We start from the raw sequence: 25,733 nt of genomic DNA on the forward strand, positions 1-25,733 counted from the left end.
CATAACCATGTCAATTAGGAATATTAGGCTTAATCAGAAATTCTATTCTTTGATCCATCTTGCAAACGCACGACTTCAAACGAATCAATATAAGCATCATCAGCTGAATCTAGTGGAATGACATTGAATTCAGCAACGTGCAACGTTTCACCCTTCTTAATATCAGGTTTTTGTTCCAAGACATACCCCGTCAATGTGACCATCTCAGAATCGTCAAATGGTTTTACATCGGTATCAAAATAACGTTCAAAATCGTATAGCGTCATCTTACCAGAAATGTGATAGATCTCCTCGCCATCCTCGGAGTGACCAACCTTTTCAACCAAACGATGATCGCTCGTGTTTTCATCACGTAAAGCACCAAACAACTCTTCATAGATATCCGTGTCGGTCACGACACCAGAGGTACCACCATATTCGTTCTTAACGACCGCCATCGGTGTACTATCCTTCATCATCTTGCTCAAAGCGTCCGTCAAACCTAGATTCTCAGGGACCGTTGGCAAGGAACGGACAATTTTGGCAATCGTCACTGAATCATCCAACTGTAACTGACGCATCAGATCATAGTTACGGACATAACCGATAATCTTATCTTTATCATTGTCAGCCGTCACTGGCAAACGTGAGTGCTTTGTTTCGAAGTAAACCCGCGCGACATCCTTAACCGTTGCGGTCACATCCACAACGGTCATTTGTGTCCGGTCGACCATGATGTCAACTGCCACTTTTTCCGTCATTTCAAAGGCCCGCTCCATAAAACGGACTTCTTCATCTTCCAATTCACCCGTTTTGGCCGCCGCCCGTGACAAATTCAAAATTTCACTTTCAGAATAAACCTCGCCACCTTCGTCCACTGACTTTAAGCCAAAGAGGCGCAAAAGACCTTCTGCTGACTTATTCAAAAACCAGACGAATGGGTAGAACAACTGGTGTGACCAATGAAGTGGTCGCACAATTAACATCATCACCTTAATGGGGAACTCAATCGCCAAATTCTTAGGCAAAAGTTCAGTTACGACAACTTCAACGTACGTCAATAATAGCAACGCGATAACTGAAGCGATCGCTCCCGCACTAACCCCCGGCAACTTTTGCAGGATACCCATTTCCAATAGGAGGTGGGCAACCGTTTCTTCACCCAACCAACCAATAATCAAACCACCGGCGGTAATTCCAACCTGTGTGGTTGATAGATATTCGTTCAGGTTTTCAACCATATGAATAGCCGTCGCAATTGCTTTTGATGGCCTTTCACGTTGTTCTTGTAAATCTTCCAGCTGTGACCGCCGCACCTTAACTAAAGCAAATTCTGCCGCCACAAACAAAGTCAATAATGCTAACACGATAAAAATCGCAACTAACGAACCAACTAACGCTCCTGTACTCAAATGAATACCTCTTTCTTTTTAATCAATAATCTCACTACTAATGAACCCAATTATACCTGAAATATCCAGAAATGCTTAACGAAAAACGCCGACACAGGCCGACGTTTTCTACGATTAATCTTCTGCTTGAACTGAATCTTCAATATCTTCGATAGTTAAAGGAAGTTGCACAACTTCGAATTCATTAATATAGGCATCTTTGTGATCCAATGCCCTAATCTCAAAGTTTTCAACCTTCAAAACTTCACCGACTTCAATATCAGGATTTTCATGCAGAACATATCCGGTCAAAGTTACCATTTCTGATTCTTCAAATTCAGTAATCTCAGTGTCAAAATAACGATCAAAATCGTACAATGTCATCTTACCACTAATCTTATAGTGCATATTACCATCATCATCTGAGGCAATCTTGGCAACCAAATCATCGGCGACATCGTCAATTTCGTCACGCACCGTGCCAAACAATTCTTCGTAGATATCCTTATCAGTCACGATACCTGAGGTACCACCATATTCGTCCTTAACCACCACGATAGGGGCCCGGTGTGTGATCATTTCTGTCAACACATCCTGAACATCTTGGTTTTCTGAGACATTCGGAATATTACGTAGAATTGTGCGGACTGAAGCTTGGTCGTTCAAGCGACCTTGACGTACTAAATCAAATGAATAGACATAGCCCAGGATTTTATCCTTGTCGCCATTAGCCACAACAGGGAATCGTGAATAACGCGTCTCTAGATACAACGCTAACCCATCTCCAATGGTTGCCGTGACGTCAATGACTGTCAACTGTGTACGGTCAATCATGATGTCGATGGCGACCTTGTCATTCATATCGAAGGCTCGTTTCATGAACCGGACGTCTTCTTCGTCCAATTCACCAGCATGGGCTGCATCTTCAGATAATGACAAGATTTCAGTTTGTGAGTAGATATCTTCATCAGGATGGGTATTGAATCCCATTGCTCTCGTGATGACAATTGCTGCCCGGTCAAATAGCCAAATCAACGGATACAAAATCACGTGGAAAAAGCGGACTGGCCGTGTGATAAACAGTAACACACTTACTGGCTTATCAATGGCAATATTCTTAGGTACCAAGTCCGTGAACACGGCATGGATAAATGTGAAAATCAAAATAGCTGCCACAGACGCTACTGGATGAGCCCATTCTTTAGGCAAAACATTCGTACTTAAAATTAGGTTAGCAATAAACTCTTCACCAATCCAACCAAGAATCAATGACGTTAGGGTAATTCCAACTTGAGCAGTTGAAAGATACTCAGTCAATCGCTCGGTCATATGAATGGCATTATCTAAGTTCCGAGATGGTGTTTCGCGATCCTCCTGCAGTGCGCGTAACGCACTGGGACGGACTTTAACCAATGAATACTCAGTTAAAGTAAATAGGACAGCAAGCAATAGGATGACAATAATCACCACAATATTAATGATAATAGACGGACCGGAATCCATAATTTGATTTTCCTTCTTTCAAAAAATATTTTAATAGTATGATTCTAGCAAAAAAAACAGGTGCATAAAAGCCCTTTAACTGGCTTCTTTACTTTTTATTCATTATTCGCCGTACACGCCGGCATCAAAAAGGGCATTATGCAGGGTGATGAATTGCTCTAACGTTAATTTTTCAGCACGGATGCGGGGGTCTAACCCAACCGTTTCTAGTGCTGTCGTCAACTTGGTGGTAACTTCTTCAGTTTTACCAAATTCAGAGATTAAATTATTCCATAGAGTCTTACGACGTAGCTTAAAGCCCACTTTGAATAACTGAAAGAGCTTCTTTTCATCTCGTGGTTGCACCGTCAATGGTTCACGCGGCGTTAAGACGATAATCGCTGAATCAACATTTGGATTTGGGACAAATGACCGACGATCAACAGTGAATGCCAACTTAGCCTGCATACGGTATTGCACTGCCAAGGTCAGTGATCCGTAATCTTTCGTGCCTGGTTCAGCTGATAACCGATCGGCCACCTCTTTTTGCATCATGACGACAATGCTATCAAAAGTAATCCCTGATTCCAAAACCTGCATTAAAATAGGCGTCGTAATGTAATATGGTAAGTTTGCTACTAACTTCAAGGGTGCTTTGGGGTCATCAAAATGTTGCGTCAGAGCAGTCTCCAAATCAACCTTCAAAATGTCTTGATTGATCACCGTAACATTCTGATATGGCGCCAACGTCTCTGCTAAAACTTCGATCAAACGTTGATCAATTTCAAACGCTAGGACTTGTTGTGCAGCACGGGCTAATTGTTCCGTCAGAGCACCGATACCGGGCCCGATTTCCACCACGTTATCCGTGGTCGTCACTTCACCAGCGGCCACAATCTGCTTTAACACACCAATGTTAGTTAAAAAGTTTTGTCCCAATGATTTTTTGGTGTTGATACCATATTGATTCATGATGGCTTGGGTACGAAGTGGCGTTGCAATATCTGGATAATCTGCCATTTATTTGTGTTCCTCTAATACTTTTTCTAATTGTGCAAGTGTGATGCCAAACATTTGCAAGCGCTTCAATAATTGTTTTCCGTTCACATAACCAAGGCCCAATCGTTCTGAGACGTGTTCCCGCGTTTGGGCTGCCCTTGGATGACCAACGAACCCCAACCGGCGCAAATCAGTCATCGACACGTCCGACACAGTCATACCATCACCAGTGGTCGCAACCGCCAATAAGGCGTTTTGAATTGCTGCAGTCGTTGCATATTCAATACCCAAACTATGATGTTTAACCAAAGCACCCGCGTCTTTTTTCGTCAAAAACGCATGTTTAGCATCGGGTACCAATGCGGTAATCATTTTACGTAGGCGTTCCCCATTGAAATCAGGGTCAGTAAAGACAATGATACCACGGGTTTGGGCCGCCGTCAGGATAGCTTGCTTCTTTTCAGCTGGCAATGCCGAACCTATCGTCTCAATGGTATCTGCTTCAACGGCCATTTGAATGGCTTGTGTGTCGGATTTGCCCTCGACAATAATGACTTCTTTAATTTTCATCGGGGGTCTCCTTTGACAATAAAAGGGATTGAGGCGTGCTCAATCCCGCTTTTTACTGAATGTGCCACAGACGATGGGCATTAGCAGTCGTCAACTCGGCAACTTCGTTATAGGTCATGTCCAATTGTTCAGCAATACTTTCGATTGTGTACTTCACATACATCGGCTCGTTTGGCTTACCACGCATTGGCACTGGTGCCAAGAATGGCGCGTCAGTTTCTACCAAAAGACGATCAAGCGGAACAACTTGTAAGGCCGCCTTAATTTCCTCAGATTTCTTAAAGGTCACAATGCCCGAAAATGAGATGTACATACCAAGGTCTAGGAAACGCTTCACTTCTTCTGGACCACCTGTAAATGAATGCATGACACCACCAAATTCAGCCACGTTAGCTTCCTTCAGTACTGCATACGTATCCTCAAAAGCATCACGTGAATGGACTGTGACTGGTAACTTAAACTCACGCGCCAGTGCAAGTTGCCGCTTGAAGGCGTCCTTTTGTTCGTCAGCTGTTGGGTTCTCTTCCCAGTGATAATCCAAGCCCATCTCACCAACACCAACCACGGCTGGATCAGCCAATTGGTCACGTAGGGTGGCTTCAGCAGCAGTATCAAATTGGCGGATATCTTCTGGTTGCCAACCAACGATTGCATGGATCCCTTCAAATTGATGGGCAATTTCTAGAGCACGTTGGTTACCCTCAAAATCATACCCGACCAAATTCATCTCTACAATGCGATATTCACGCGCGCGCGCCCAGTAAGCCGCTACATCATGCCAGAAACGATCATCATTCAAATGTGTATGTGTATCAAAAGCGTCAGCGGGACGCTTGGTTGGATCATAAATTGCCATAGTTTTATCTCTTATCTTCTATATCTCTGTTTGGGAAATTCCCACTAATACCCATTTTACCAGACTATTCATCCTTATTCAGTGAAATTGGCAAAGTTTCTGGTTTGATGAATGATTCAGTTGGCAATGCTGCCTATTGATTGTCTGGCAACGCTCAACCACGAATCGCCCAACCAGTTGATGCATACTACAAAATGTGATTTGTTACTAAAATTTAATCGTACGTTACCCTTGAGACGAGTAGAATAGGCTAAGTAATATTTGAAAGGAGTCGCGATCAAATGGCTATCAAAAAAGGCATGTGGCCTGGTATTATTTTAACCTTTGTACTCGCCCTGGCAGCAAAGTTGCTCGTTCAATTCATCCCCCAACTAGGTGCTGAAGCCTTGGCGATGCTCATCGGCATCGTTCTTGGTAATACCATTTTTAACGATTCAAAATGGAGTTTAGGCATCAAATGGGCTGAAAAATTTCCTATTGAAATTGGTATCGCGTTACTGGGTTTAACCGTAACCCTAGCAACGATTGAAACGTTAGGTTGGTCTGGCGTAATCTTTATACTCTTACAAATGACCTTAACCATTATTTTCGTGATGTGGCTTGGGGGCCGTATTTTCAAAGTTAGTCCTGAAGCAGCCATGCTAATGGGTGCTGGCAACGCGGTCTGCGGGTCCTCGGCCATCGCCTCAGTAGCACCAGCCATTGGTGCCACTGATGATCAACGTCGGACCTCAGTCGCTACCGTCTCAATTATGGGGGTCATTTTATTGCTGGTTTTACCCTTCTTAGGTCCGAACTTGCTACATCATGACAACTTATTAGTCGGTGCTTTAATTGGTGGCACAGTGCAATCAGTGGGGCAAGTTGTCGGCACGGCGGCGCTAGTGAATCCTACCGTTGTGACTTATGCCACCTTATTCAAGATGTTACGCGTCATCCTCTTGTCTGTCGTCGTTGTAGCCCTTTCTAATCATGCTCATAAGCTGCAAAACGCAACCACCGCGACGCCTCAATCGGGGTTCAAATTCAAGGCACCCTGGTTTGTCACAACATTTGTCATATTGATGCTCCTAGGATCGGTTATGACTTTACCAACCCTGCTTACCGGTACGGCAAAATCAATTTCTGGTTTCTTCGGTGTTGTGAATTTGGCTGGCATTGGTTTGAATTTAAAATGGACAACCATCAAGGCAGCCGGTGGTAAATTCTTCGGTTACGGTCTGGTAATCATTATTTTCCAGGTTGCTTTGGCCTTATTGTTAATTTATACACTGATGCATTAACCGCAAACCTACCTGTCACTCAACCACCATTTTTAAAGCACGCGCGCATGCGGGCACTTGGCTCCTATGTGCGGGTGCTTTTTGATTGCTTTGACCGGGGGTTAGATATTGTGGTTTACCCCGTTAAGTTCTACAATAAGAAAATCTACAATTATCTCATTTGATAATGTCTATCCAAAAAATAAAATAACCGATACATCATGCCCACCTTCAGCAGCAGATGTATCAAAGAAGGAGATCTACTTATGCGTCAAGCAAAGTCTGCCTTTTGGCAAAACATTGTTGATACAGCCCACACACATGGTGAAAACACACCTTTCTTTTCCCTAGCGCCCATGGAAGCAGTCACTGATACTGTTTTTCGGCGCGTGGTTGCTAAGGCGGCAGCACCTGATGTCTTTTTAACTGAATTCATCAATGCACGCAGTGTTGCTCATCCTAAAGCTAAGTTTTCAGTCCAAGGTCGCTTGGCAGTCACTGAAGACGAACAAATGCCCATCGCCCAACTTTGGGGTAACCGGCCTGAAGACTTTATTTCAGCGATTGCAGAAGTTAAAGAACGCGGCTACCAAGCGATCGACCTTAATATGGGGTGTCCGGATGGTACGGTGATCAAGAATCACGGTGGCTCAGATTTGATTTTGCATCCAGCCGATGCAGCGCGGGTGATTGCTGCTGCTAAGGAAACAGGGTTGCCCGTCTCTGTGAAAACGCGTTTAGGCTTCAATAATCTTGACACTTACAAGTCATGGTTGCCATTCTTATTGCAACAAGACGTACAATTATTGACCGTGCATTTGCGCACCCGGAAGGAAATGTCCAAGGTACCCGCTCATTACGAATTAATTGATGAAATTATCGCCATGCGCGATGCGATTTCACCAAATACTTTACTGCAAATCAATGGTGACATTGCCGATCGCGCTGCTGGATTAAAGCTAGTCCAAGAGCACCCGGGGATTGATGGCATCATGATTGGTCGGGGTATCTTTAACGACCCTTACTGCTTTGAACATGAGCCTAAAGAACATAGCTTGGCCGAAAATCTTGAATTGTTGCGCATGCAACTAGATTTGTATGACGAATTCACTGCTAATTTTGGTCCGATGCACTTCCAAAAATTGAAGCGTTTCTTCAAGATCTACGTACGTAATTTTTCCTATGCCTCAGATTTGCGGATGGCTTTGATGGACACTAATTCAACGACTGAAGTTCGTGAAATTTTGGCCAAATTTGATCAGGAATGGGCAGCTCACAAAGCTGCTTCAGTTACCGCCTAAAAGGAGCTACTATGACTGATATTGTGCGTTGCGCTTGGGTTAATAACTATAAGCAAAATGATTTAATGACTGCTTACCATGATAATGAATGGGGGCGCCCCTTTCACGGCGATGATAATCAATTATTCGAATTGCTGACACTCGAAATTTTCCAAGCCGGCCTGAGTTGGGAAACCATTCTTAACAAACGGGCCAACTTTAAGGCCGCCTTTGCGAATTTCGATGTTGATCGTGTGGCTAGTTTTACTGAAATTGATTTTGAACGCTTAATCGCTGACGCTGGTATTATCCGTAATCAGTTAAAAATCAAAGCTACCATTAACAATGCCCGCGTTATCCAGGCCATGCATCATCGTGATGAAAATTTCGTCGACTACATGTGGCAGTTCACTGAGCAACAAGTTATCGATCATGCCATTGTTGTAATGGCAGACATCCCCGCCAAAAATGCCTTATCCGAAAAGGTAGCTAAACAAATGAAGCATGATGGTTTTAAATTTACCGGTCCAACGTCAATGTATTCCTTCTTGCAAGGGATGGGTGTCATCAATGACCATGAAATAAACTGCGCATTCAATCTCAATCATGCCTAAATCATGAAAAACCAAGGGAGTCCCCCTTGGTTTTTTTACGAGTGGCCATATGCTTGACTATCTTGTGGAATTTAACGAAAAAAGGTACCCTAATATCACAAATAAGAAGTTTTACCGGGTCCCCCTCTGCTAGACATGCCGGAGCAATCAGACCCCCTTCTTAAAGCATTACTCTTGAAAGTTGGTATATATTGATGGAACGTTTTATTGATCGCACCTATGACCACATCCCCGCACAGACTGATTTTGTGACCCGTCAATGGTTGGACATTCCTTACATGGAAGGTCCCCGTCACACCCTTGATATTTACCTACCAAATGAAGTGCATGATGCCTATCCCACGATCATTGATATCTACGGTGGTGGTCTGATCCTGGGTGAAAAGAGCTCTCACAAGCTCGAACCAGCCTTACGCCTATTAGAAAAAGGATATGCTGTGGTTAGCATCAATTATTCATTGATTTCCCAAGCTCCTTTCCCGACCCAAATTTTGGAAGTGAAAGCAGCCATCCGTTGGGTCAAAGCACATGCCAGTGAATTCAACTTTGATGCCGCCCGCATTGCCTTGATGGGTGAATCTTCAGGGGCCCATCTGGCATTGCTTGCTGGCGTAACAGCTGACCAGACGATGAACGAACCCCTTTTCGGACAATCACCAACGCAGTCAACAACGGTGCAAGCGATTATCGCACTATACGGTCCATATGTTTTTGATCAGTTTAATGCACAATTTGCTGAAAACAATGTGACGCCAAAATACGATGAAACAGGGGCTGCTGATTCATTTGAAGCCCAAATGTTTGGTGGCGTGGCCCCAGTTGAGGTGCCTGAGCAAGTTCGTTTAGCAAATCCTGCCACCTATTTCTCAACTGAAATGCCCCCAATTCTAGCCTTTGCCGGCACAGCGGATCCCGTCGTACCCGTACAACAAACTGAAAATATGATTACGGCCGCCCGCCAATTAGTTGCTGATGACCAGGCTGAATTGCATATCGTCACCGGGGGCGTGCACGGTCCCAATGATTATATGACCCCAGCAATGACTAATTTGAAACTAGCTTTTCTTGAAAAGTGGTTGTAATCGAAAAAAGGTTAGCGTCATACATGACACTAACCTTTTTATGGCTATTTTTAATTTAAAAATCAATCAGCTCACTGATTTAACGCTTTTTTAACAAGCTACTTAACAAAACGCGCTGCCACAATCATCATCACAACATACCAAACCAGTGCAATAAGCGTTGGTCCCATGGTGTCAGCATTAAACAACAAAGTTCCCATAATTGCCAACAAGAAAATGATAGTAAGGTAATTGGTAACTGGTGCGCCCGGCATTTGGAAATGTTTAGGGCTAGCTGCATATTCAGCTGATTTACGGAACTTAATATGCGCAAATACCAACACGATGTAAATACCCACGAAGGCTTCTGAAGCGACCGAAGTAATCAGATCAAAGGCATTGCTTGGGAATAAATAATTCACAATAATCGCAAATGCTGCCAACCCTGTTGAAACATTCAAGGCATGAACCGGGATGTATCGACGATTTAGTTTACCAAGCCAACCCTTTTGTCCAGACAAAGCATACAACATGCGTCCCGTAGTAAACAAACCACTGTTCAACGATGACGCTGCCGCCGTCAACACAACGAAATTAATGACCGCCGCTGCTGACTTAATCCCAATCCCTGAAAAAACCTGCACGAATGGCGATTGTGCCGCACTGTAATTTGTCCAAGGCTGGATACTCATAATGGCCACCAATGCCCCGACGTAAAAAATCAAGATACGCATAATAATTGAGTTAATTGCCTTGGGAATTGTCTTTAATGGATCCTGCGCCTCGGCCGCAGTCATCCCAACGAATTCAATCCCCAAGAAAGCAAAGAAGACCATCCGAAAAGCTGCAAGTAAGTGCTCACCATGATCAGCAAAAAATCCATGTGACCATAAATTACTAATTGAAGCGACCCCAGCTGACGTCTTGACGTGTCCCAAAGCCATGATCAAGCCCGTGGCAATCATGGCAAGAATCGCCACAATTTTAATCATTGCAAACCAGAACTCCGCTTCTCCAAAGGCCCGCACCGCCACAATATTAACCATGTACAAAAGGCCCAATACAATAAATTCAAAAATCCAAATTGGCACCTGGGGGAACCAATATTGCATGTAGTAACCAATCGCGGTCAGCTCCGCCATGGCAATAGTAATCCAACCAATCCAATACGTCCAACCAATGACAAAACCGGCTTTTTTACCTAAATATTTATGGATAAAGCCCACAAATGTTGTTTGTGATGGGTCACTGAGTAACAATTCACCCAGCGCGCGCATCATCCAAAACATAAAGACTCCTGTTATGATGTACACCAGTAAAATTGCTGGGCCAGCCGCACTGATCGAGCGACCTGCTCCCAAGAACAACCCCGTTCCGATTGTTCCACCCAATGCGATCATTTCAACGTGGCGACTTGATAGGCCACGTTGCAGTTCATTATTCTCTGTTTCTGCCATGTGCTCTCTCATCTCTCCTATGTTTATATTGCTTCCATCATATCAAACTCCATTAGACCGAGCACATTTATCTCTTTTGTTTTATAATAAATTAACTTATCGAAAGTGGGCATGCATATGACAGTATTTAATTCCACCACCTGGCAAATTCTTGCTGAACAAGATCAACTGATTGAATTAACACGTGGGCAATTTGGCCTCGAGATCGAAGCCCATCGGATTACTAATGATGGCCATTTTAGCCGCCATCCCCACCCTGAATCAATTGCCCCCCGAGCTGTGCACCCCTATATTCAGACCGATTACAGTGACACACAGTCTGAATTAGTGACTGAGCCAGCTGGCAGTTTTACCGAAGCCCGTCAGCGGCTCGCACAATTACAATGGATCTTCCGCCGTGCGCTACAACCCAATGAAGCAATCTGGCCACTCAGCATGCCACCACATTTGGACGACACAGATTTAAATTGGCTTGATACAACTTTCGGTCGGCCATGGGTTCAAGATTATCGGGATTGGTTAAAGGTCAAATATGGTCCCACACATGAAGTCATGACGGGACCGCATATCAACTTTTCCATATCCGCAAACCTCATTGATGCACTGTTTGCTGCAGCGACCGAAACTGATAAAGTTGCCTTTACTAATGCGCTTTACTTCCGGTTTGCCCAAAACTTTGCTGCTCACCGGTGGTTGTTTGTCTACTTATTTGGCGCCTCACCATTTAACTTCAATACAACTGATTCACGCATTCCAAATGATCTGACGCAACCAGTCCGTTCAATTCGTGACAGTGAATACGGCTTTACTAATGATCCTGACATTCATCTTGATTACGATGTCGATCTGGCGCACTCCATCGCTGTGATGAAGCAATACATTAAAGCCGGTCAGTTATTCTCGCCGCATGAATTTTATGGCACTGTCCGCTTCAAGGGTTATGAAAACGAGGACAAATTACTCACTAACGGGGTAAAATACCTAGAATTACGGGTCCTAGATACTGACCCATTTAATCCCATGGGTATTCCTCGTGATGGTCTAAATACGATCCAATTGTTGTTGATGCAGTTTATCGTCTCTGATCGTCAGTATACGCCGGCTGAACTACATCATTATGATGCTTTGGCCAAAGCAGTCGCGTTACAACATCCCCGGGAACCGCTGCCGGCTGAATTACTCGGCGAAGCTTTGACCCTTCTCGAGGATTTACGGGAAATCGATGGTTACTTTAATCTGAACCATGCCGGTGATTTGGAAGTGATGGAAGATCGCCTATTAAATCCCTCCCATACCTTAGCAAATCGCCTCATAAGTGTTGCTCCCACTGCCGAAGCACTACACCAATGGGCCATCGATCAGGCCACGATACGCCAAGCGGACTTCCATAAGGCCACCCTTTTAGATGCTAATAGTTTATTTGTCGCGGCACCCTTACGTGACTTGCACATTGCGGCCTTAGTCCATGGTGCAAAGGTCCTGTCTGCCAAAGATGACGAACTAATTCTAAGCGTTGGCGACCATCGCGAGGTGATCACAACCAAGCAAGAACTCTTTGACCTATTTCCTGAATTAAAGCAGGACTAATTTACTGACTATTTATAAGTAAGATGGTAAACTGATTTATTAGTAAAATATGATGAATTAAGAGGTCACTGAAAATGGCAGTTAAATTACATGATTTTGATTTTGCAAAGTGGGATACGTTCCTGGCTGAAATTGAAGGCGAGACCGTGAAGTGGAACTCAGGCATTGGTGTTGAAGAATACCCCGTCTACGATCCCCGTATGTATGCCTTAGCAAAAGAATTTGAAGCGTCTGACTTCTTTGATCAAAGCTTCCAACGTACTTTATTTCAAAAAAAGCATGAAGCAATTACCGAAGAAGAAGTTGATGAAATTTCACGTAGTTCCGCGGATTTCTTCGATGTGCGCGCGATTACTTCAATCGTGATTTATAATGAGCGCCATATGAAAGGGATGTGGGCGGCCATGACGGAAAAGGGAATTTTACGTCGCCTCCTCCAACGTCTCCACAGCCTAACACCGGCAGAATTCCCAATTTTCTAAAAATATACTTATCAAGCATGTCAATGAATTTTGACATGCTTTTTTGTTGGTGGTGCGATCAACATGATTGTTTCATTTGTGTTACAATATTAGCAATGTTAATCAAAGGGGATGCTTATGAAATTAACTAAGGGGCTCACAGCCTTACTCATTATTGGTTCACTAACTACTGCAGTAGCAACAACGACGCGTGTTTTCGCTGCCGATAGTTCAAGCAGTAGCACCAGTTCAACCAATGTCCAAACAACCGCTCTTTCAAAATCTTATATTGTGTATGGCGCTGGTGCCTCTAACCACACCGAAATTGCTAACGTCCTTGGGGCAACCAACGATTACACGGCACTAACAACCACCGGGACTGACGCATCATATATCGGTCTTTCAGGTGTAGCAGACAGTACCATGATCAGTTCAGTTTCGCTCACACCAGCAACCACTGGTGCTGGTACGTTAGTCAATATCAAAGATTATGATGGTCAAAATAACATCACCACCGTCACTTCACAGCAGTATGCGATGGCCGCCACCATGGCCGGTGTCAATGATATTATCATCAACGTGACCTCAGATAAATCCGTCACTGGCGAAGCTGCTTTAGCCGGTGTCTATAAGGCGCTGGCCGCGGATGGTATTAGTTTGAACGAGGAAAACACACAAGCCGCTAATTCAGTACTTTCAGCCACGTCAGACGCCATTGCTGACAATTCTGATGACAAGTCTTATCCTGGTAAGCTGACGTCAGCGGTGACTGACACCTCCGCTGATTTAGCCGAGAAAAAGCAGGCTGGTACCACGATTACCTTGAATATTATTGGCAACACATTGAATACAAACCTTGAAAAGCAAGGTATCGCTGATCAAACTTCTGACACCGCAAAAACCGCCATTGTGAATTCCTTAAAACTGGTGGTTAATGCGCCAATCTCGGATTCAAAGTCATTCGTTGAAAACGCACAAAATTTGGCCGATAAGCTGAAAAATTCAACCGGTGATCTGATGGCTAAGGCCAAAGATTTTGCCAATTCTGCTGATGCTAAACAAGCTACAAATTGGTTCGTTGAACATGTGGTGAATCCTGTGAAAATTTGGATTCAGAGTATTTTTTCTAAAAATTAGTCATCAAGTGCGTACTGAGCACGTTGCTAGTTGGCTAAATTTAATTTCATTAACTAAAAAACTCCCGTTAGCAACGTTGCTAACGGGAGTTTCATTTTTAATACTATAAGCTAGCCACAAAGCGCGCAAAGGCATGTTGGCCTACGGAATCACGTTTGAAGACACCAGCATCCTCCAGTACTCGCACAAACACTTGCCCAACCGCATTGCGCACATACTCATCAACAGCTTCCCCGTGATAGTTAGCCTTTAATTCATCGGCCCACGCTTGGTGATATTCCTTAACAAAATCGACTTCACCCAAAACATAGCGCTGCACATCAAATAATTCTGACTTTAACCGGGCCGGCAAAATAGCCAATCCCATAACTTCAATCAAGCCAATATTTTCCTTCTTGATGTGTTGCACATCTTGATGGGGATGAAAGATACCATCAGGGTGTTCAGCAGACACATTGTTATCACGCAAAACCAAGTCCAACTCATATTGGCCATCACGCATCCGCGCAATTGGCGTAATCGTATGGTGTTGGACACCCTGAGCATCCACCGCCTGGACTTGCACCGTTTCATCTGAATAGGCTTGCCACCGCGTCAATACATGCGTTGCTGCCTTAACTAATGTGTCACTGTTCGTGCTACGCAACCGTAACACGCTCATGGGCCACTTCACAATTCCTGCTTCGATATTAAAGCCAGGTATCGTGATCACCTTCTCAATTGGGGCCAGCGCCATCGGAAATTCATGGCGACCACCTTGATAGTGATCATGGCTCAATAATGAACCCCCAACAATTGGCAAATCGGCGTTTGAACCCACAAAGTACTCTGGAAATTTAGTCACTAAGGTCAATAAATTCACAAAGTTCGTCGCATCAATATGCATATTACGGTGCTCTGGAGCGATGAAAATCGCATGCTCATTGAAATAAGCATATGGTGAATATTGCATGCCCCAAGTTTCGCCGTTCAAAGGTACCCGCACAATCCGATGCTCGGAACGGGCTGCCCATCCCAAATGGCCAGCGTAGCCTTCATTTTCCATACATAAAACACACATGGGATAGGTCACTGATCGGGTTTTTCCGGCCGCGGCAATCGCCTTAGGATCTTTTTCCGGCTTAGACAAATTAATCGTAATTTGAATTTGACCGTACGCACTTGGTACCGTATATGCGATATTTTGTGCGATGGCTTGGGTTTTAATGTAATCCGTTGTCTTGGCGAAATTGAAATAATTATCAGTAGCCAAGCGCGGGGTCACCCGATAATCATTCCAGAACTGGCGATTGACTTGACTCGGATAGGGTGCCAACAAGGCCATCAATTTTGAACCTAAAATTTCACGATCGGTTAATGAATCGGCAATCGTTTTATTGGTAATCGCAACTTCAACGAGTTGATCCCGCAATGCCAGTAAGTCATGCGTCTCCTTCGCTGGCTCATGTGTTAAGCCAACTAGTGCATAGACTTGATTGGTCACCACCAACTCATCTAGCTCTTCTAGAAATGGGCTTTTTGCGATGACTAATTCCGCAAATATTTGTGCGACATTCTTCATAATCATACTCCCAAACTACGCCTCAAATTAATCAAGCGCCTTAGCGCCATCACCAATTTCAGCCACATAAAATGATGGTGCGTAACCCACAACCTCTTCATACTTAGCAGCGACAATGGCTTCCAGGTGCGCCACTTCATCCTTGTTAACTAAGGCGATGGCCGTTCCACCAAAGCCGGCACCAGTCATACGAGCACCCAATACTCCGGGAACTTGTTGCGCGGTTTCAGCCAAAGTATCCAATTCGATACCGGTGACCTCATAATCATCTTTCAATGATGCGTGTGAATCGTTGATTAATTGTCCAAACAATACCAAATCATTAGCCTTCAAGGCTGCCACAGCTTCCTTAGCACGAATGTTTTCATACACAGCATGTCGACCACGCTTAATCAACAATTCGTCATCAATCAAGTCAGTATTAGCATCAAAGGTTGCCTTGTCTAATTCACCCAAATTTTGGATATCCAACTTGGTTTGAAGACGTGCTAACGCTTCCTTGGTTTGAGCAACGCGTTCATCATACTTTGATTCCGTCAACGCCCGTGGCTTATTTGTGTTCATAATGACGATGACATTATCACCGAAAATCGCCGGCACTAACTCATACTCCAACGTATTGGTATCGAGATAGATAGCCTTTTCAGCTTCCCCAAACCCGATCGCAAATTGATCCATGATACCGGTTTGCACACCGATGTAGTGGTTTTCATCACGTTGGCTCACTTGGACCATGGTCAAACGTGGCACGTCTAAGGCAAACAGACGATCCAAGACAACACTAATCAACAATTCAAGTGATGATGATGATGACAAACCTGACGCTGTTGGAATTGTACCATTAACGGCCAACTCAAACCCATGATCGAAGCTGTAACCTTCAGCACGCAATTCAATCAACAAACCCTTAATAAAGTTTGGCCATGCATTTCCTGCCAATTTTTCTTCATCGTTGATATCGAATGTAACAACGCCTTGATCAGGAAAGTTTAAGGAATAAACTTTGACCAAATTATCTTCACGACTACTAGCCACACCAAATGTGCCAATTGTAATTGCAGCTGGAAAAACGTGACCACCATTATAATCAGTGTGCTCACCAATTAAATTCACCCGCCCAGGTGAAAAGAAATGGTGGGCTGGCTGGTGGCCAAATTTATCAGCAAAAGTTCCTTCTAACTCAGTAAATATTTGATTATCCATGATTTTAACCCCTTGTTTTTGTGTATTGATTAAAGATTCCAACTCACCTCAAACACAATTAATCATATAATTTACTAAACAACACCATTAGTTTACCATTTTGTTTCTCGAATGCAAACCCGAAAATAAGCCACTGCAGATGGTTGGCTTGGCAAACCCATCCTGGCCCAGCTTAGCGCTTAATTTGTTTCTTAGTAAACGTTTCCCGATAAATCAACTGTGTCGGAATGGTCACCCAACTGACCCAATCACGATTCTTCCGCGCCAAGTCTTCTGCTAATCGGACTGCCGCATGGCCAATCTTAAAGTGTTCCAAACGTACCGTCGTGAGGAGTGGCGCAATGTAATTAACTAATTCTAAATCACCAAATGAAACCACACTAATGTCCTTACCAGGTACAAGATTATACTCTTTTAATACTTTAAGTACCCCCACAGCCAATGGATCCGAAGCTACAACAATTGCATCCAATTTTGGGGCTTCGTGCATTAGTTCCTCAGCAGCATCAACCCCAAACTGAGGATCCCAAGACCCCGATTTTACAATTGGTGTCAATCGATGCTCACGGCACCACTGATAATAGGTAGTGGTACGAATATCTTCAGCGACTTGCCGCACTTGCCCATCTAAATCAACCAGATCATTTTGTCCGGTCACTAAAGCAATATTTGGCTGAGCCGTAGACCGTAGTTCATCTAAAATACGCCGGGTCATTGACCCTAAATTAGGGGTCACATCGTCGATATCGTCATAGTGCACACCACCAGCATCAACCAACACAATATTTTGATTGATCGCTTTGAGCTCATAAACCGCCGCCCGTGAAATTGGACCCGTCACAATCAAGGCATCGTAATTGCGCAAGCGTGACAAATCAACCCCTTCGATGAAACGAGCTGAGTAGGCCACATTAATCCCCCGCCGCTGTGCCTCTTCATAGATGCCTTGTTTAATGTGTCGCCAATAGTCATCATTATTTTCACGCTCCAATGAATGACTCATCAATAGAGCCACTGAAAAATGATGCTTATCAGGCGCTTTCTTCTGTTGACGCGTGCGATAATTGTATTTATTGGCAATGCGATTGACACGTTCCCGCGTCTCATCCGTCACTGACAAAGTTGTATCTGCATTCAAAATACGCGAAACCGTGGCCGCTGAAACCCGCGCTTCTTCCGCAATTTGACGAATTGTCACCATCTGCTCAACCTCCTGGTAAATGTTTACTAAGGTAAATTTTAACGATAAATTGCCCAGATTACAACTTAATTGCCCGTTATAGCAATAATTCACAAGGTAAACATTTAGTTAGAACGCTATTGTTCAAAAAAATGTAAGCGCTTACTATGATAGTTGTGAAAGATTCCAACTTTATTTAAACACATGTAGTAGCAGCAGCTTACGGGATTGAGCTTATTTTGAGGGAAGTATTATGGAAAAGATTAATAAAGTGCCTGTTAAGTCACGACTGACCTACTCGATAGGTGCATTCGGACACGACATGTTTTATGCGACACTCGGAACATATTTCATTATGTTCGTGACCTCGCACCTTTTCACTGGAGATAGCAGTGCTGAGGGAACTAAGATGATCGGGTTAATTACCCTGATTATCGCTGGTTTGCGTTTCGTCGAATTAGCCATTGATCCATTTATTGGAAATACCATCGACAACACGCAAACACGTTGGGGCCACTTCAAGCCTTGGATTGTGGTCGGTGCGACCATCGGTTCAATCGCCTTGGCGCTCTTGTTTACCGATTTAGGTGGTTTGAACAAGTCAAACCCAACTTTGTACCTGATTTTATTCGCCGTACTCTATATTACAATGGATATTTTCTATTCATTTAAGGATATCGGTTTTTGGTCGATGATTCCTGCCTTGTCATTTGATTCACGTGAACGTGAAAAGACAGCTACTTGGGCCCGTGTTGGTTCAACCATTGGTGGTAACATCGTCGGTGTCATCGTGATGCCATTCATCTTGTTCTTCTCAATCAATTCAAACAACGGTCAAGGTGATAACCGCGGTTGGTTTGCCTTCGGTTTGATGATTGCCTTAGCATCATGGATTACGGCCTTAGGCGTTGCCTGGGGAACTAAAGAAGTTGACTCAGATCTACGTAAGAACACCAAAAAGACTTCTATTAAAGACGTCTTCGGTGTGCTGTTGAAGAATGACCAATTAATGTGGTTATCACTCTCTTATGCCGCTTACACGGCCGGTATTCAAATCACTAATTCACTAGAACTGTACTACTTTACGTACATCTTGGGTAATGCGTCACAGTTCTCAATTTTAGCAACAATTAACACCTTTGTTGGTTTGTTTGCCGTTTTGGCATTCCCACCAATGGCGCAAAAGTTTAACCGTCGTAACGTTTTCTTCATTGCCATCGTCATTCTGATGATTGGTATCGGTATCTTCTTGACTGCCGGCACAAACCTCTGGATGATCATCTTAGCTGCTGAACTCTTCTTCATTCCACAACCATTAATTTTCTTGGTTGTCTTGATGACTTTGACGGACTCGGTTGAGTATGGGCAATTAAAGATTGGTCACCGTGACGAATCTTTGACTTTGTCAGTTCGTCCATTGCTTGATAAGCTTGGTGGCGCACTTTCGAACCTAGTCGTTGGTTTGACTGCCGTTTGGGCTGGTATGACTGCCGGCGCCACTTCTAAGACAGTGACTGATCATGGCGTGACGATCTTTAAGTTTATGATGTTTGGTGTCCCAGTCATCTTGATTCTGTTTGGAACATTTGTGTTCTGGCGTAAGGTTAAGTTGGACGAGAAGATGCATGCAGACATCGTCGACCAACTTGAGCAAACTTGGGGTAAGGAAGTGACTGTTGAAGACACGAGCATTGCTCTGACAACCACACCTTTCTACGCACCAGTTGCAGGTGAGTTAGTGCCTTTGGAATCTGTTTCAGATCCAAAATTTGCTTCCGGTGAACTCGGCCCTGGCTTTGGTATCAAGCCAACGGATGGACAAGTCTTTGCACCATTCAGCGGTACGGTTCGGGCTACCTTTACGACCCGACATGCCTTGGGTCTCGTTTCTGACACGGGTGTCACCGCTTTGATTCACGTTGGAGTCGGTACGGTGAACATGCAAGGAACCGGCTTCGTCAACTTTGTTGATCAAGGTCAACACGTTGAAGCTGGCGACTTGATTATGGAATTCTACCAACCAGCTATTCGTGATGCTGGTTATGATGATATTGTGATTGTGACAATTACCAATGCAGCTGATTTGACAGCGATTACGGCTGAACAATCAACTGGACTGGTAACGGCATCAGATCGTATTTTAACCATTACTAATAATTAGTAGCATGGCGGGTGACGCAATTCGTCACCCGCTTTGTTTGTTATATTGAAGCAACCTGTTGTTTCATTCAGGAGGAGGACCAGCACATGACCGACAACTTTGATCAAATTATCGCCCGCAAGGATTGGGAAAACCCAGGTGTCTTGCATGTCAATCGGCTACCAATGCATACTAAAATGACTTACGACGAGACGCCACACTCATTAAACGGTCACTGGCAATTCCAGTATTTCAAGAATATTAACGAGGTACCGGCGGCCTGGTTGGATGATGATTTTGTAAGCACAGACCTCATTCCAGTACCCAGCAACTGGCAATTAGCGGGCTATGATGCCCCAATTTACACCAATGTTGCCTACCCAATTCCGGTGACGCCACCGTTCGTACCAGCCGATAATCCTGTCGGGGCCTATACCCACGTGTTTGATTTGCCAGCAGAATGGTTAGCCACTGGCGAAACCCATATCACTTTCCATGGTGTGGGCTCTGCATTCTATCTCTGGGTTAATGGTACTTGGATTGGTTACTCAGAAGATAGTCGGTTACCGGCCGAATTTGATCTTTCAGCTAGTTTAGTTGCCGGTGCTAATGTTATCAAAGTATTGGTCTTGCGCTGGTCAAAAGGTACCTATTTTGAAGATCAAGACATGTGGCGTATGTCAGGCATCTTCCGCGATGTTGAGTTGCACCACCTCCCCACCGTGCGTTTAGCCGATTTTACGATTAACACCGATCTGGACGCCGACTTTGATGATGCTAAGGTCGTGATTAAGGCCTTTACCAATATTGCCGATGCTTCTGGCTATCAGGTTCAAGCTGCTCTATATGATCATGAAGAGCTGGTCGTCACTGATAAGCAAGGCATTGATACGCAAGTGGTCGATGAACGCGGTTACGACCAAAAGCACTTTACGATCACTTTACCAGTACGTCAGCCAAAACTTTGGTCCGATGAAACACCGTATCTATATGATTTGCAATTATCATTACTAGATGATGCCGGCAATGTACGCCATACGGTCAGGCAACCCGTTGGCATCCGCCAAGTCAGCATTGAAAATGGTCAATTACTGGTCAATGGTCAGGCAGTCCTAATTCGTGGTGTGAATAAGCATGAATTTACCGCCACGACCGGTTATTATGTGGATGAAGCAACCATGCGCCAAGATATGACGCTGATGAAGCAAAATAATTTCAACGCGGTCCGTCTGTCACATTATCCCAATGCTCAACGTTGGTATGAATTGGCTGATGAATACGGTCTATATCTAGTGGATGAAGCCAATATCGAAACACATGGCATGACCCCAATGAACACCCTCACCAATGACCCACGTTATTTACCGCTGATGAGTGAACGGGTGACGCGCATGGTCCAGCGTGATTTCAATCACCCATCAGTCATCATTTGGTCGCTGGGTAACGAGTCTGGCTATGGCCACAATCATGCAGCCTTATACAACTGGTTGAAGCAAACAGATCCTAGTCGACCTGTGATGTATGAAGGGGGCGGTGCCAATTCACCAGCTACGGATATTATTGCACCCATGTATGCCCGAGTGGAACAAGACCAACCCGATCCAAGCGTGCCTAAATGGTCATTAAAGAAATGGATTGGCCTGCCTGGTGAGCAACGCCCGCTTATTTTAGTTGAGTATGCACACAGCATGGGTAACAGTTTAGGTGGTTTCATGAAGTATTGGGATGCTTTCCGCAAATATCCTCGCCTACAAGGTGGTTTTATCTGGGATTGGGTTGATCAAGGCTTACTAAAAACCGAGGCAGATGGTACGAGTTGGTATGCCTATGGTGGCGATTTTGGTGACACACCAAATGATCGCCAATTTAGTTTAGATGGCTTACTCTTCCCCGACCGTACACCTAAACCAGCTCTACAAGAAGTGAAGTATGCGCAACAATATTATCAATTTAAGTTGCAACGTAATCCACAAGGCGTGGCTACAGGCTTCACTGTCCAATCTGAATTCTTGTTTAAACAGGCAACCGATGTGTTGACATATACTATTTTGGTGGCCGGTAATGCAGTGTTCACGGACACCATCACGCTGACTTTGGCACCAGCTGAAACACTGGCAATTGCCTTACCAACTGATTTAGACTACAGCCAAGACATTGTCATCAATCTAACGGTGCACACAGCTACAGACACGGCACTGGTGCCGGCTGACTTTGAAGTGGCGCATGAACAATTCCGTATCAACGCTGCCAACAACATCATCGCAACTACGGCTACACCTGGTGCAACGATAGTGGTGGCAGGATCTGACATTGTCCTAGGTGAACAACGCATCCATTTTGACGCCACATCTGGTGAGTTAACGCAATGGACGGTGGCTGGCGCAGACAAATTGCTGCACCCGTTGGCCGATCAGTTTACCCGCGCCCCTTTGGACAATGATATTGGTGTCTCTGAGGTTGAGCATGTTGATCCTAATTCATGGTATGAACGTTGGCAAGCGGCCGGCATGTATGAATTAACGAAGAACTTGATCGCTTTTGACATTGTTCCCGTACGTGACGATCTCGTCTACGTGAATACGCAACACACCTACCATCACACTGTGAGCACCTTATTTACCGTGACTAAGCAGTACGCCGTGCATGGTGATGGGCGTGTCGATATCGAAGTCGATGTGACTCGCCAAACAAGTGCCCCTGCACCGGCACGAATCGGGTTAACTCTCCAATTAGCAGACAAACCAGAGCGTGTGCACTATTACGGTAACGGTCCCTTTGAGAACTATCCAGACCGGCAAGCCGCAGCCATTCGTGCCCCATTTGACTTGCCACTGGCCGACTTCTACACACCCTACGTTTTCCCAAGCGATAATGGTCTGCGGACTGAGGTCGCCAATGTCACCGTGGGTAGCTTGCAGGTGACGGCGTTGCATCGTCAACCATTTGATTTCAATGTGCTAGAGTACAGTCAGGCGCAACTCCATCAGGCTAAGCATCGTCATGAATTACATGCTGAACCAGGAGTTTGGCTTAACATTGATGGCTATCACATGGGCGTTGGTGGCGATGATTCATGGAGTCCTAGTGTCGCTCCGGAATATCTATTAACTGCGGAGCACTACCACTATGGTGTGACCCTAGCCATGCAAGATTAAATAATTAGCAAAAACGACTGAAGTCAGTGAATGACTTCAGCCGTTTTTTCATGATTATTTGTAAGCTTGCTTGATGATGATAATTTTACTTCAATGTCCCAAAATACGCCCGTAATCGTTGCCCAGCTTCCAAGATATCGGCTGTCGAAGCAGCATATGATATCCGTAACCAACCTGCCCCGCCGTCACCAAAGGCACTTCCTGGCATCAATCCTAATTGTTGCGTATGTGCTAGATCACGGGCTAATTGCCAATCATCATCGCCTAGACTCTCAGGTGCTTTGAACCATAGATAGAAGGCCCCCGCTGGTTGCGCATAGACCAGGTGCAATTCATCCAGCACGGCTACCAGCATATCGCGCCTTTTCTGATATTCAGCCTTCATCCCCGTCGTCACTGCATCATCTGCACCGGCCCCAAAGGCCTCGGCCGCAGCGGCGACACTGGCGTTTGGCAAAGCCGCCACGATCAGTTGATGCACCACTCCGATCTGATCACGAATGACTTGCGGAGCAGCAATGATACCAATCCGGTAACCGGTCATCGCATGCGTCTTCGAGACACCGTTAAATAAAATAGTTTGCTCCGGTAACAACGCCGCTAATGACACGTGTCTATTGTCGTAGACCAACTCTGAATAGATTTCATCTGAAATCACATAGACATCATATGCTCGTAACACCGCCACCAATGTCTGTAATTCACTTTCGGTATAAACGACGCCGGTCGGATTACCGGGTGAAGTGATGATAACCGCTTTGATTTGGGGATGCGTCTGCAAAGCAACCTCCAAGTCTGTGGCCGTCAACTTAAACCCGGTCGTGCTAGTATCAACGTTCACCACCTGGCCCCCGTTAAACGTTACGCCAATGCCATATTGTGGAAAGTTTGGCGTCGGAATCAAGACTGCATCCCCTGGATTCAAAAGTGCTTTGAACGTTGCATAGATTGCCTCCGTGACGCCAACCGTTGCCATTATTTCACTAGCTTCATACTGCGTACCATAATGTTTATTGAGAAACCGCGCAGCATTTTCTCGCAACGTGACCGTCCCATCATATGGTCCATAATGCGAATCATTCGCTAATACATCATGGATAGCGGCTTGTTTAATATGCTCGGGCGTATTAAAATCTGGTTCACCGATTGCCAGGTTAATGATCCCTGCGATCGTCTTCAATTCGTTAGAAAAGGCTAAAATAGCATTCGTTGATGTCCCTTGTACCAGCGGGTTTGCCTGGGTGACCAAACTAGGTTTTACTTGAATCATACGTGCCTCCCGCACTAACTACTTCAGCGTCCAAGCAGGTTGCTCCGCATCACCCCATGTCTTCTCGAGCCACTTCTCAGCCTTAGCTGTTTGGAAAGACTTCACCACTTCTTTGTACAGCTTCTTGTTGACATTCTTGTTAGTGGCTGCAAATTGGATGTACCACTTGTTTGATGTGCTGGTAACCGGCTCCACATAAATCGCTGATTGCAAATCAATCTTGGCATCTTTGGCAAAGTTAGTATTAATCACCGCAGCTCCAGCTGACTTATACGCTGCAGGAGTTTGATCAGCGGCGACTTCTTTAATAACTAGGTGTTTCTTATTTTCAACAATGTCTTTGAGTGTTGGTAAAGCGACCCCCGCTTTAATCTTAATCAACCCAGCTGACTGCAATAATTGCAAAGCACGGCCTTCGTTCGTAGCATCGTTTGGCACAGCAATTGTCTGCCCATCCTTAACTTCTGATACCTTTGATGCATTCTTATCGTAGAAGCGTAGTGGCGTAAACACGGTACGGCCAATTAACTTAAGTGCATGCCCATTTGCCTTGTTCCAATTCGTTAAGAACACTTGATTTTGATATGCATTCAAATCAATCGAACCATTCTTCAATGCAATGTTTGGTTGATTGTAATCTGTAAACTGCTTCGTCTTCAACGTGATGTTATACTTTTCTTTCGCGGTGTCAGCTGCAATCTTCCACAAATCATTATCAGCTGTACCCACGATTCCAACCGTGACAACCTTTTCCGTCTTGTTGCCAGCGACATGCGAGACACCAAATCCAATTGCACCAACTGCCACCACGCCAATAATGCCATACGTAACTGCCTTACTTACCATACTGCTATACCTCTAATCCTCATTTGCTTTTAAACAGAAAAAAGGAACCATCCCTACACACAAAAGCCAAAGCCTTTGCGTGTAGAAACGATTCCTCGTGATACCATTCTACTTCACCCATGATTTACAACATGAGCCTCCCTAACGAGCGGGCAGGATTATCCTGCCGATTCGCGTGTCCGATAACGTAGACCATCCCGTCATTGACTGAAAAATTCATCAATGCCAATCCCAGACCATCT

General features: G+C 44.7%; 20 protein-coding genes and 1 other annotated feature (1 of these 21 cut by a window edge). Of the genes, 9 read left to right on the forward strand and 11 right to left on the reverse strand.

Annotated elements, in window-relative coordinates:
• Nucleotides 1-29: 29 nt before the first annotated feature.
• From WSWS_RS07405 to WSWS_RS07425, 5 genes are all read right to left on the reverse strand, one after another.
• The gene (locus WSWS_RS07405; RefSeq protein WP_070230659.1) at nt 30-1,391 is read right to left on the reverse strand and encodes a hemolysin family protein; all 1,362 of its coding nucleotides are present in this window, start codon (nt 1,389-1,391) and stop codon (nt 30-32) included.
• Nucleotides 1,392-1,505: 114 nt separating this feature from the next.
• On the reverse strand, nt 1,506-2,873 hold the full coding sequence (locus WSWS_RS07410; protein WP_070230660.1) for a hemolysin family protein: 1,368 nt from the start codon (nt 2,871-2,873) through the stop codon (nt 1,506-1,508).
• A gap of 102 nt (nt 2,874-2,975) precedes the next feature.
• On the reverse strand, nt 2,976-3,872 hold the full coding sequence (gene rsmA / locus WSWS_RS07415) for a 16S rRNA (adenine(1518)-N(6)/adenine(1519)-N(6))-dimethyltransferase RsmA (protein WP_070230661.1): 897 nt from the start codon (nt 3,870-3,872) through the stop codon (nt 2,976-2,978).
• Nucleotides 3,873-4,421 carry a ribonuclease M5 gene (rnmV, locus tag WSWS_RS07420; RefSeq protein WP_070230662.1) on the reverse strand — a complete coding sequence of 183 codons (549 nt, stop codon included), beginning with the start codon at nt 4,419-4,421 and terminating at the stop codon, nt 3,873-3,875.
• A gap of 52 nt (nt 4,422-4,473) precedes the next feature.
• Nucleotides 4,474-5,277 carry a TatD family hydrolase gene (locus WSWS_RS07425; RefSeq protein WP_070230663.1) on the reverse strand — a complete coding sequence of 268 codons (804 nt, stop codon included), beginning with the start codon at nt 5,275-5,277 and terminating at the stop codon, nt 4,474-4,476.
• 281 nt (nt 5,278-5,558) lie between these two features.
• Between WSWS_RS07425 and WSWS_RS07430 the strand changes: the two genes are divergently transcribed.
• From WSWS_RS07430 to WSWS_RS07445, 4 genes are all read left to right on the forward strand, one after another.
• Complete coding sequence (locus WSWS_RS07430; protein WP_070230664.1) at nt 5,559-6,560, forward strand: YeiH family protein; 1,002 nt, start codon at nt 5,559-5,561, stop codon at nt 6,558-6,560.
• A gap of 245 nt (nt 6,561-6,805) precedes the next feature.
• Complete coding sequence (locus WSWS_RS07435; protein ID WP_070230665.1) at nt 6,806-7,840, forward strand: tRNA dihydrouridine synthase; 1,035 nt, start codon at nt 6,806-6,808, stop codon at nt 7,838-7,840.
• Nucleotides 7,841-7,851: 11 nt separating this feature from the next.
• Nucleotides 7,852-8,433 (forward strand): DNA-3-methyladenine glycosylase I, encoded by a 582-nt coding sequence (locus tag WSWS_RS07440; protein WP_070230666.1) that lies wholly within the window; start codon nt 7,852-7,854, stop codon nt 8,431-8,433.
• Nucleotides 8,434-8,627: 194 nt separating this feature from the next.
• Nucleotides 8,628-9,515, forward strand: coding sequence for an alpha/beta hydrolase (locus WSWS_RS07445; RefSeq protein WP_070230667.1), 888 nt, complete (start codon nt 8,628-8,630; stop codon nt 9,513-9,515).
• Nucleotides 9,516-9,613: 98 nt separating this feature from the next.
• Here WSWS_RS07445 and WSWS_RS07450 read toward each other — a convergent pair whose 3' ends face one another.
• The gene (locus tag WSWS_RS07450) at nt 9,614-10,951 is read right to left on the reverse strand and encodes an amino acid permease (protein ID WP_070230668.1); all 1,338 of its coding nucleotides are present in this window, start codon (nt 10,949-10,951) and stop codon (nt 9,614-9,616) included.
• 117 nt (nt 10,952-11,068) lie between these two features.
• On the opposite strand from WSWS_RS07450, the gene WSWS_RS07455 reads away from it, so the two are divergent.
• The 3 genes from WSWS_RS07455 to WSWS_RS07465 all read left to right on the forward strand — a co-directional run bounded on the left by WSWS_RS07455 (nt 11,069) and on the right by WSWS_RS07465 (nt 14,136).
• Nucleotides 11,069-12,538, forward strand: a complete 1,470-nt coding sequence (locus WSWS_RS07455) for a hypothetical protein (RefSeq protein ID WP_070230669.1) — start codon at nt 11,069-11,071, stop codon at nt 12,536-12,538.
• 74 nt (nt 12,539-12,612) lie between these two features.
• Nucleotides 12,613-13,020 carry a DUF6508 domain-containing protein gene (locus WSWS_RS07460; RefSeq protein WP_070230670.1) on the forward strand — a complete coding sequence of 136 codons (408 nt, stop codon included), beginning with the start codon at nt 12,613-12,615 and terminating at the stop codon, nt 13,018-13,020.
• 117 nt (nt 13,021-13,137) lie between these two features.
• Nucleotides 13,138-14,136: a DUF1002 domain-containing protein gene (locus WSWS_RS07465; protein ID WP_070230671.1), complete on the forward strand. Its 999-nt coding sequence runs from the start codon at nt 13,138-13,140 to the stop codon at nt 14,134-14,136.
• Between the two features lie 103 nt (nt 14,137-14,239).
• On the opposite strand, the gene galT is transcribed toward WSWS_RS07465, so the two are convergent.
• The 3 genes from galT to WSWS_RS07480 form a co-directional block, all read right to left on the reverse strand.
• A complete protein-coding gene (galT, locus tag WSWS_RS07470; protein ID WP_070230672.1) occupies nt 14,240-15,703 on the reverse strand; it encodes a UDP-glucose--hexose-1-phosphate uridylyltransferase in 1,464 nt (487 codons plus the stop codon).
• Nucleotides 15,704-15,724: 21 nt separating this feature from the next.
• A complete protein-coding gene (locus WSWS_RS07475; RefSeq protein WP_070230673.1) occupies nt 15,725-16,900 on the reverse strand; it encodes a galactokinase in 1,176 nt (391 codons plus the stop codon).
• A gap of 172 nt (nt 16,901-17,072) precedes the next feature.
• Complete coding sequence (locus WSWS_RS07480) at nt 17,073-18,101, reverse strand: LacI family DNA-binding transcriptional regulator (protein ID WP_070230674.1); 1,029 nt, start codon at nt 18,099-18,101, stop codon at nt 17,073-17,075.
• Between the two features lie 232 nt (nt 18,102-18,333).
• Between WSWS_RS07480 and WSWS_RS07485 the strand changes: the two genes are divergently transcribed.
• Nucleotides 18,334-20,241 carry a sugar MFS transporter gene (locus WSWS_RS07485; RefSeq protein WP_070230675.1) on the forward strand — a complete coding sequence of 636 codons (1,908 nt, stop codon included), beginning with the start codon at nt 18,334-18,336 and terminating at the stop codon, nt 20,239-20,241.
• Nucleotides 20,242-20,327: 86 nt separating this feature from the next.
• Nucleotides 20,328-23,375, forward strand: a complete 3,048-nt coding sequence (locus WSWS_RS07490; RefSeq protein WP_070230676.1) for a beta-galactosidase — start codon at nt 20,328-20,330, stop codon at nt 23,373-23,375.
• Nucleotides 23,376-23,460: 85 nt separating this feature from the next.
• Here the strand turns inward: WSWS_RS07490 and WSWS_RS07495 are convergent, their stop codons facing one another.
• On the reverse strand, nt 23,461-24,645 hold the full coding sequence (locus WSWS_RS07495; RefSeq protein ID WP_070230677.1) for an aminotransferase class I/II-fold pyridoxal phosphate-dependent enzyme: 1,185 nt from the start codon (nt 24,643-24,645) through the stop codon (nt 23,461-23,463).
• An 18-nt stretch (nt 24,646-24,663) separates the two neighbouring features.
• Nucleotides 24,664-25,491: a MetQ/NlpA family ABC transporter substrate-binding protein gene (locus WSWS_RS07500; protein ID WP_070230678.1), complete on the reverse strand. Its 828-nt coding sequence runs from the start codon at nt 25,489-25,491 to the stop codon at nt 24,664-24,666.
• 80 nt (nt 25,492-25,571) lie between these two features.
• Nucleotides 25,572-25,733: a binding site (T-box leader), on the reverse strand; it runs 87 nt beyond the window's last position.

This window comes from Weissella soli, from assembly GCF_001761545.1.
Lineage (GTDB): Bacteria > Bacillota > Bacilli > Lactobacillales > Lactobacillaceae > Weissella > Weissella soli.

Bases quoted from the DNA above. Each gene is read 5' to 3' on its own strand.
- WSWS_RS07460 (WP_070230670.1), top strand. From the start codon at position 12,613: ATGGCAGTTAAATTACATGATTTTGATTTTGCAAAGTGGGATACGTTC.
- WSWS_RS07480 (WP_070230674.1), bottom strand. From the start codon at position 18,101: ATGGTGACAATTCGTCAAATTGCGGAAGAAGCGCGGGTTTCAGCGGCC.
- WSWS_RS07445 (WP_070230667.1), top strand. From the start codon at position 8,628: ATGGAACGTTTTATTGATCGCACCTATGACCACATCCCCGCACAGACT.
- WSWS_RS07410 (WP_070230660.1), bottom strand. From the start codon at position 2,873: ATGGATTCCGGTCCGTCTATTATCATTAATATTGTGGTGATTATTGTC.
- WSWS_RS07440 (WP_070230666.1), top strand. From the start codon at position 7,852: ATGACTGATATTGTGCGTTGCGCTTGGGTTAATAACTATAAGCAAAAT.
- WSWS_RS07435 (WP_070230665.1), top strand. From the start codon at position 6,806: ATGCGTCAAGCAAAGTCTGCCTTTTGGCAAAACATTGTTGATACAGCC.
- WSWS_RS07485 (WP_070230675.1), top strand. From the start codon at position 18,334: ATGGAAAAGATTAATAAAGTGCCTGTTAAGTCACGACTGACCTACTCG.
- WSWS_RS07430 (WP_070230664.1), top strand. From the start codon at position 5,559: ATGGCTATCAAAAAAGGCATGTGGCCTGGTATTATTTTAACCTTTGTA.
- WSWS_RS07465 (WP_070230671.1), top strand. From the start codon at position 13,138: ATGAAATTAACTAAGGGGCTCACAGCCTTACTCATTATTGGTTCACTA.
- WSWS_RS07495 (WP_070230677.1), bottom strand. From the start codon at position 24,645: ATGATTCAAGTAAAACCTAGTTTGGTCACCCAGGCAAACCCGCTGGTA.
- WSWS_RS07450 (WP_070230668.1), bottom strand. From the start codon at position 10,951: ATGGCAGAAACAGAGAATAATGAACTGCAACGTGGCCTATCAAGTCGC.
- WSWS_RS07475 (WP_070230673.1), bottom strand. From the start codon at position 16,900: ATGGATAATCAAATATTTACTGAGTTAGAAGGAACTTTTGCTGATAAA.
- rnmV (WP_070230662.1), bottom strand. From the start codon at position 4,421: ATGAAAATTAAAGAAGTCATTATTGTCGAGGGCAAATCCGACACACAA.
- rsmA (WP_070230661.1), bottom strand. From the start codon at position 3,872: ATGGCAGATTATCCAGATATTGCAACGCCACTTCGTACCCAAGCCATC.
- WSWS_RS07500 (WP_070230678.1), bottom strand. From the start codon at position 25,491: ATGGTAAGTAAGGCAGTTACGTATGGCATTATTGGCGTGGTGGCAGTT.
- WSWS_RS07455 (WP_070230669.1), top strand. From the start codon at position 11,069: ATGACAGTATTTAATTCCACCACCTGGCAAATTCTTGCTGAACAAGAT.
- WSWS_RS07425 (WP_070230663.1), bottom strand. From the start codon at position 5,277: ATGGCAATTTATGATCCAACCAAGCGTCCCGCTGACGCTTTTGATACA.
- galT (WP_070230672.1), bottom strand. From the start codon at position 15,703: ATGATTATGAAGAATGTCGCACAAATATTTGCGGAATTAGTCATCGCA.
- WSWS_RS07490 (WP_070230676.1), top strand. From the start codon at position 20,328: ATGACCGACAACTTTGATCAAATTATCGCCCGCAAGGATTGGGAAAAC.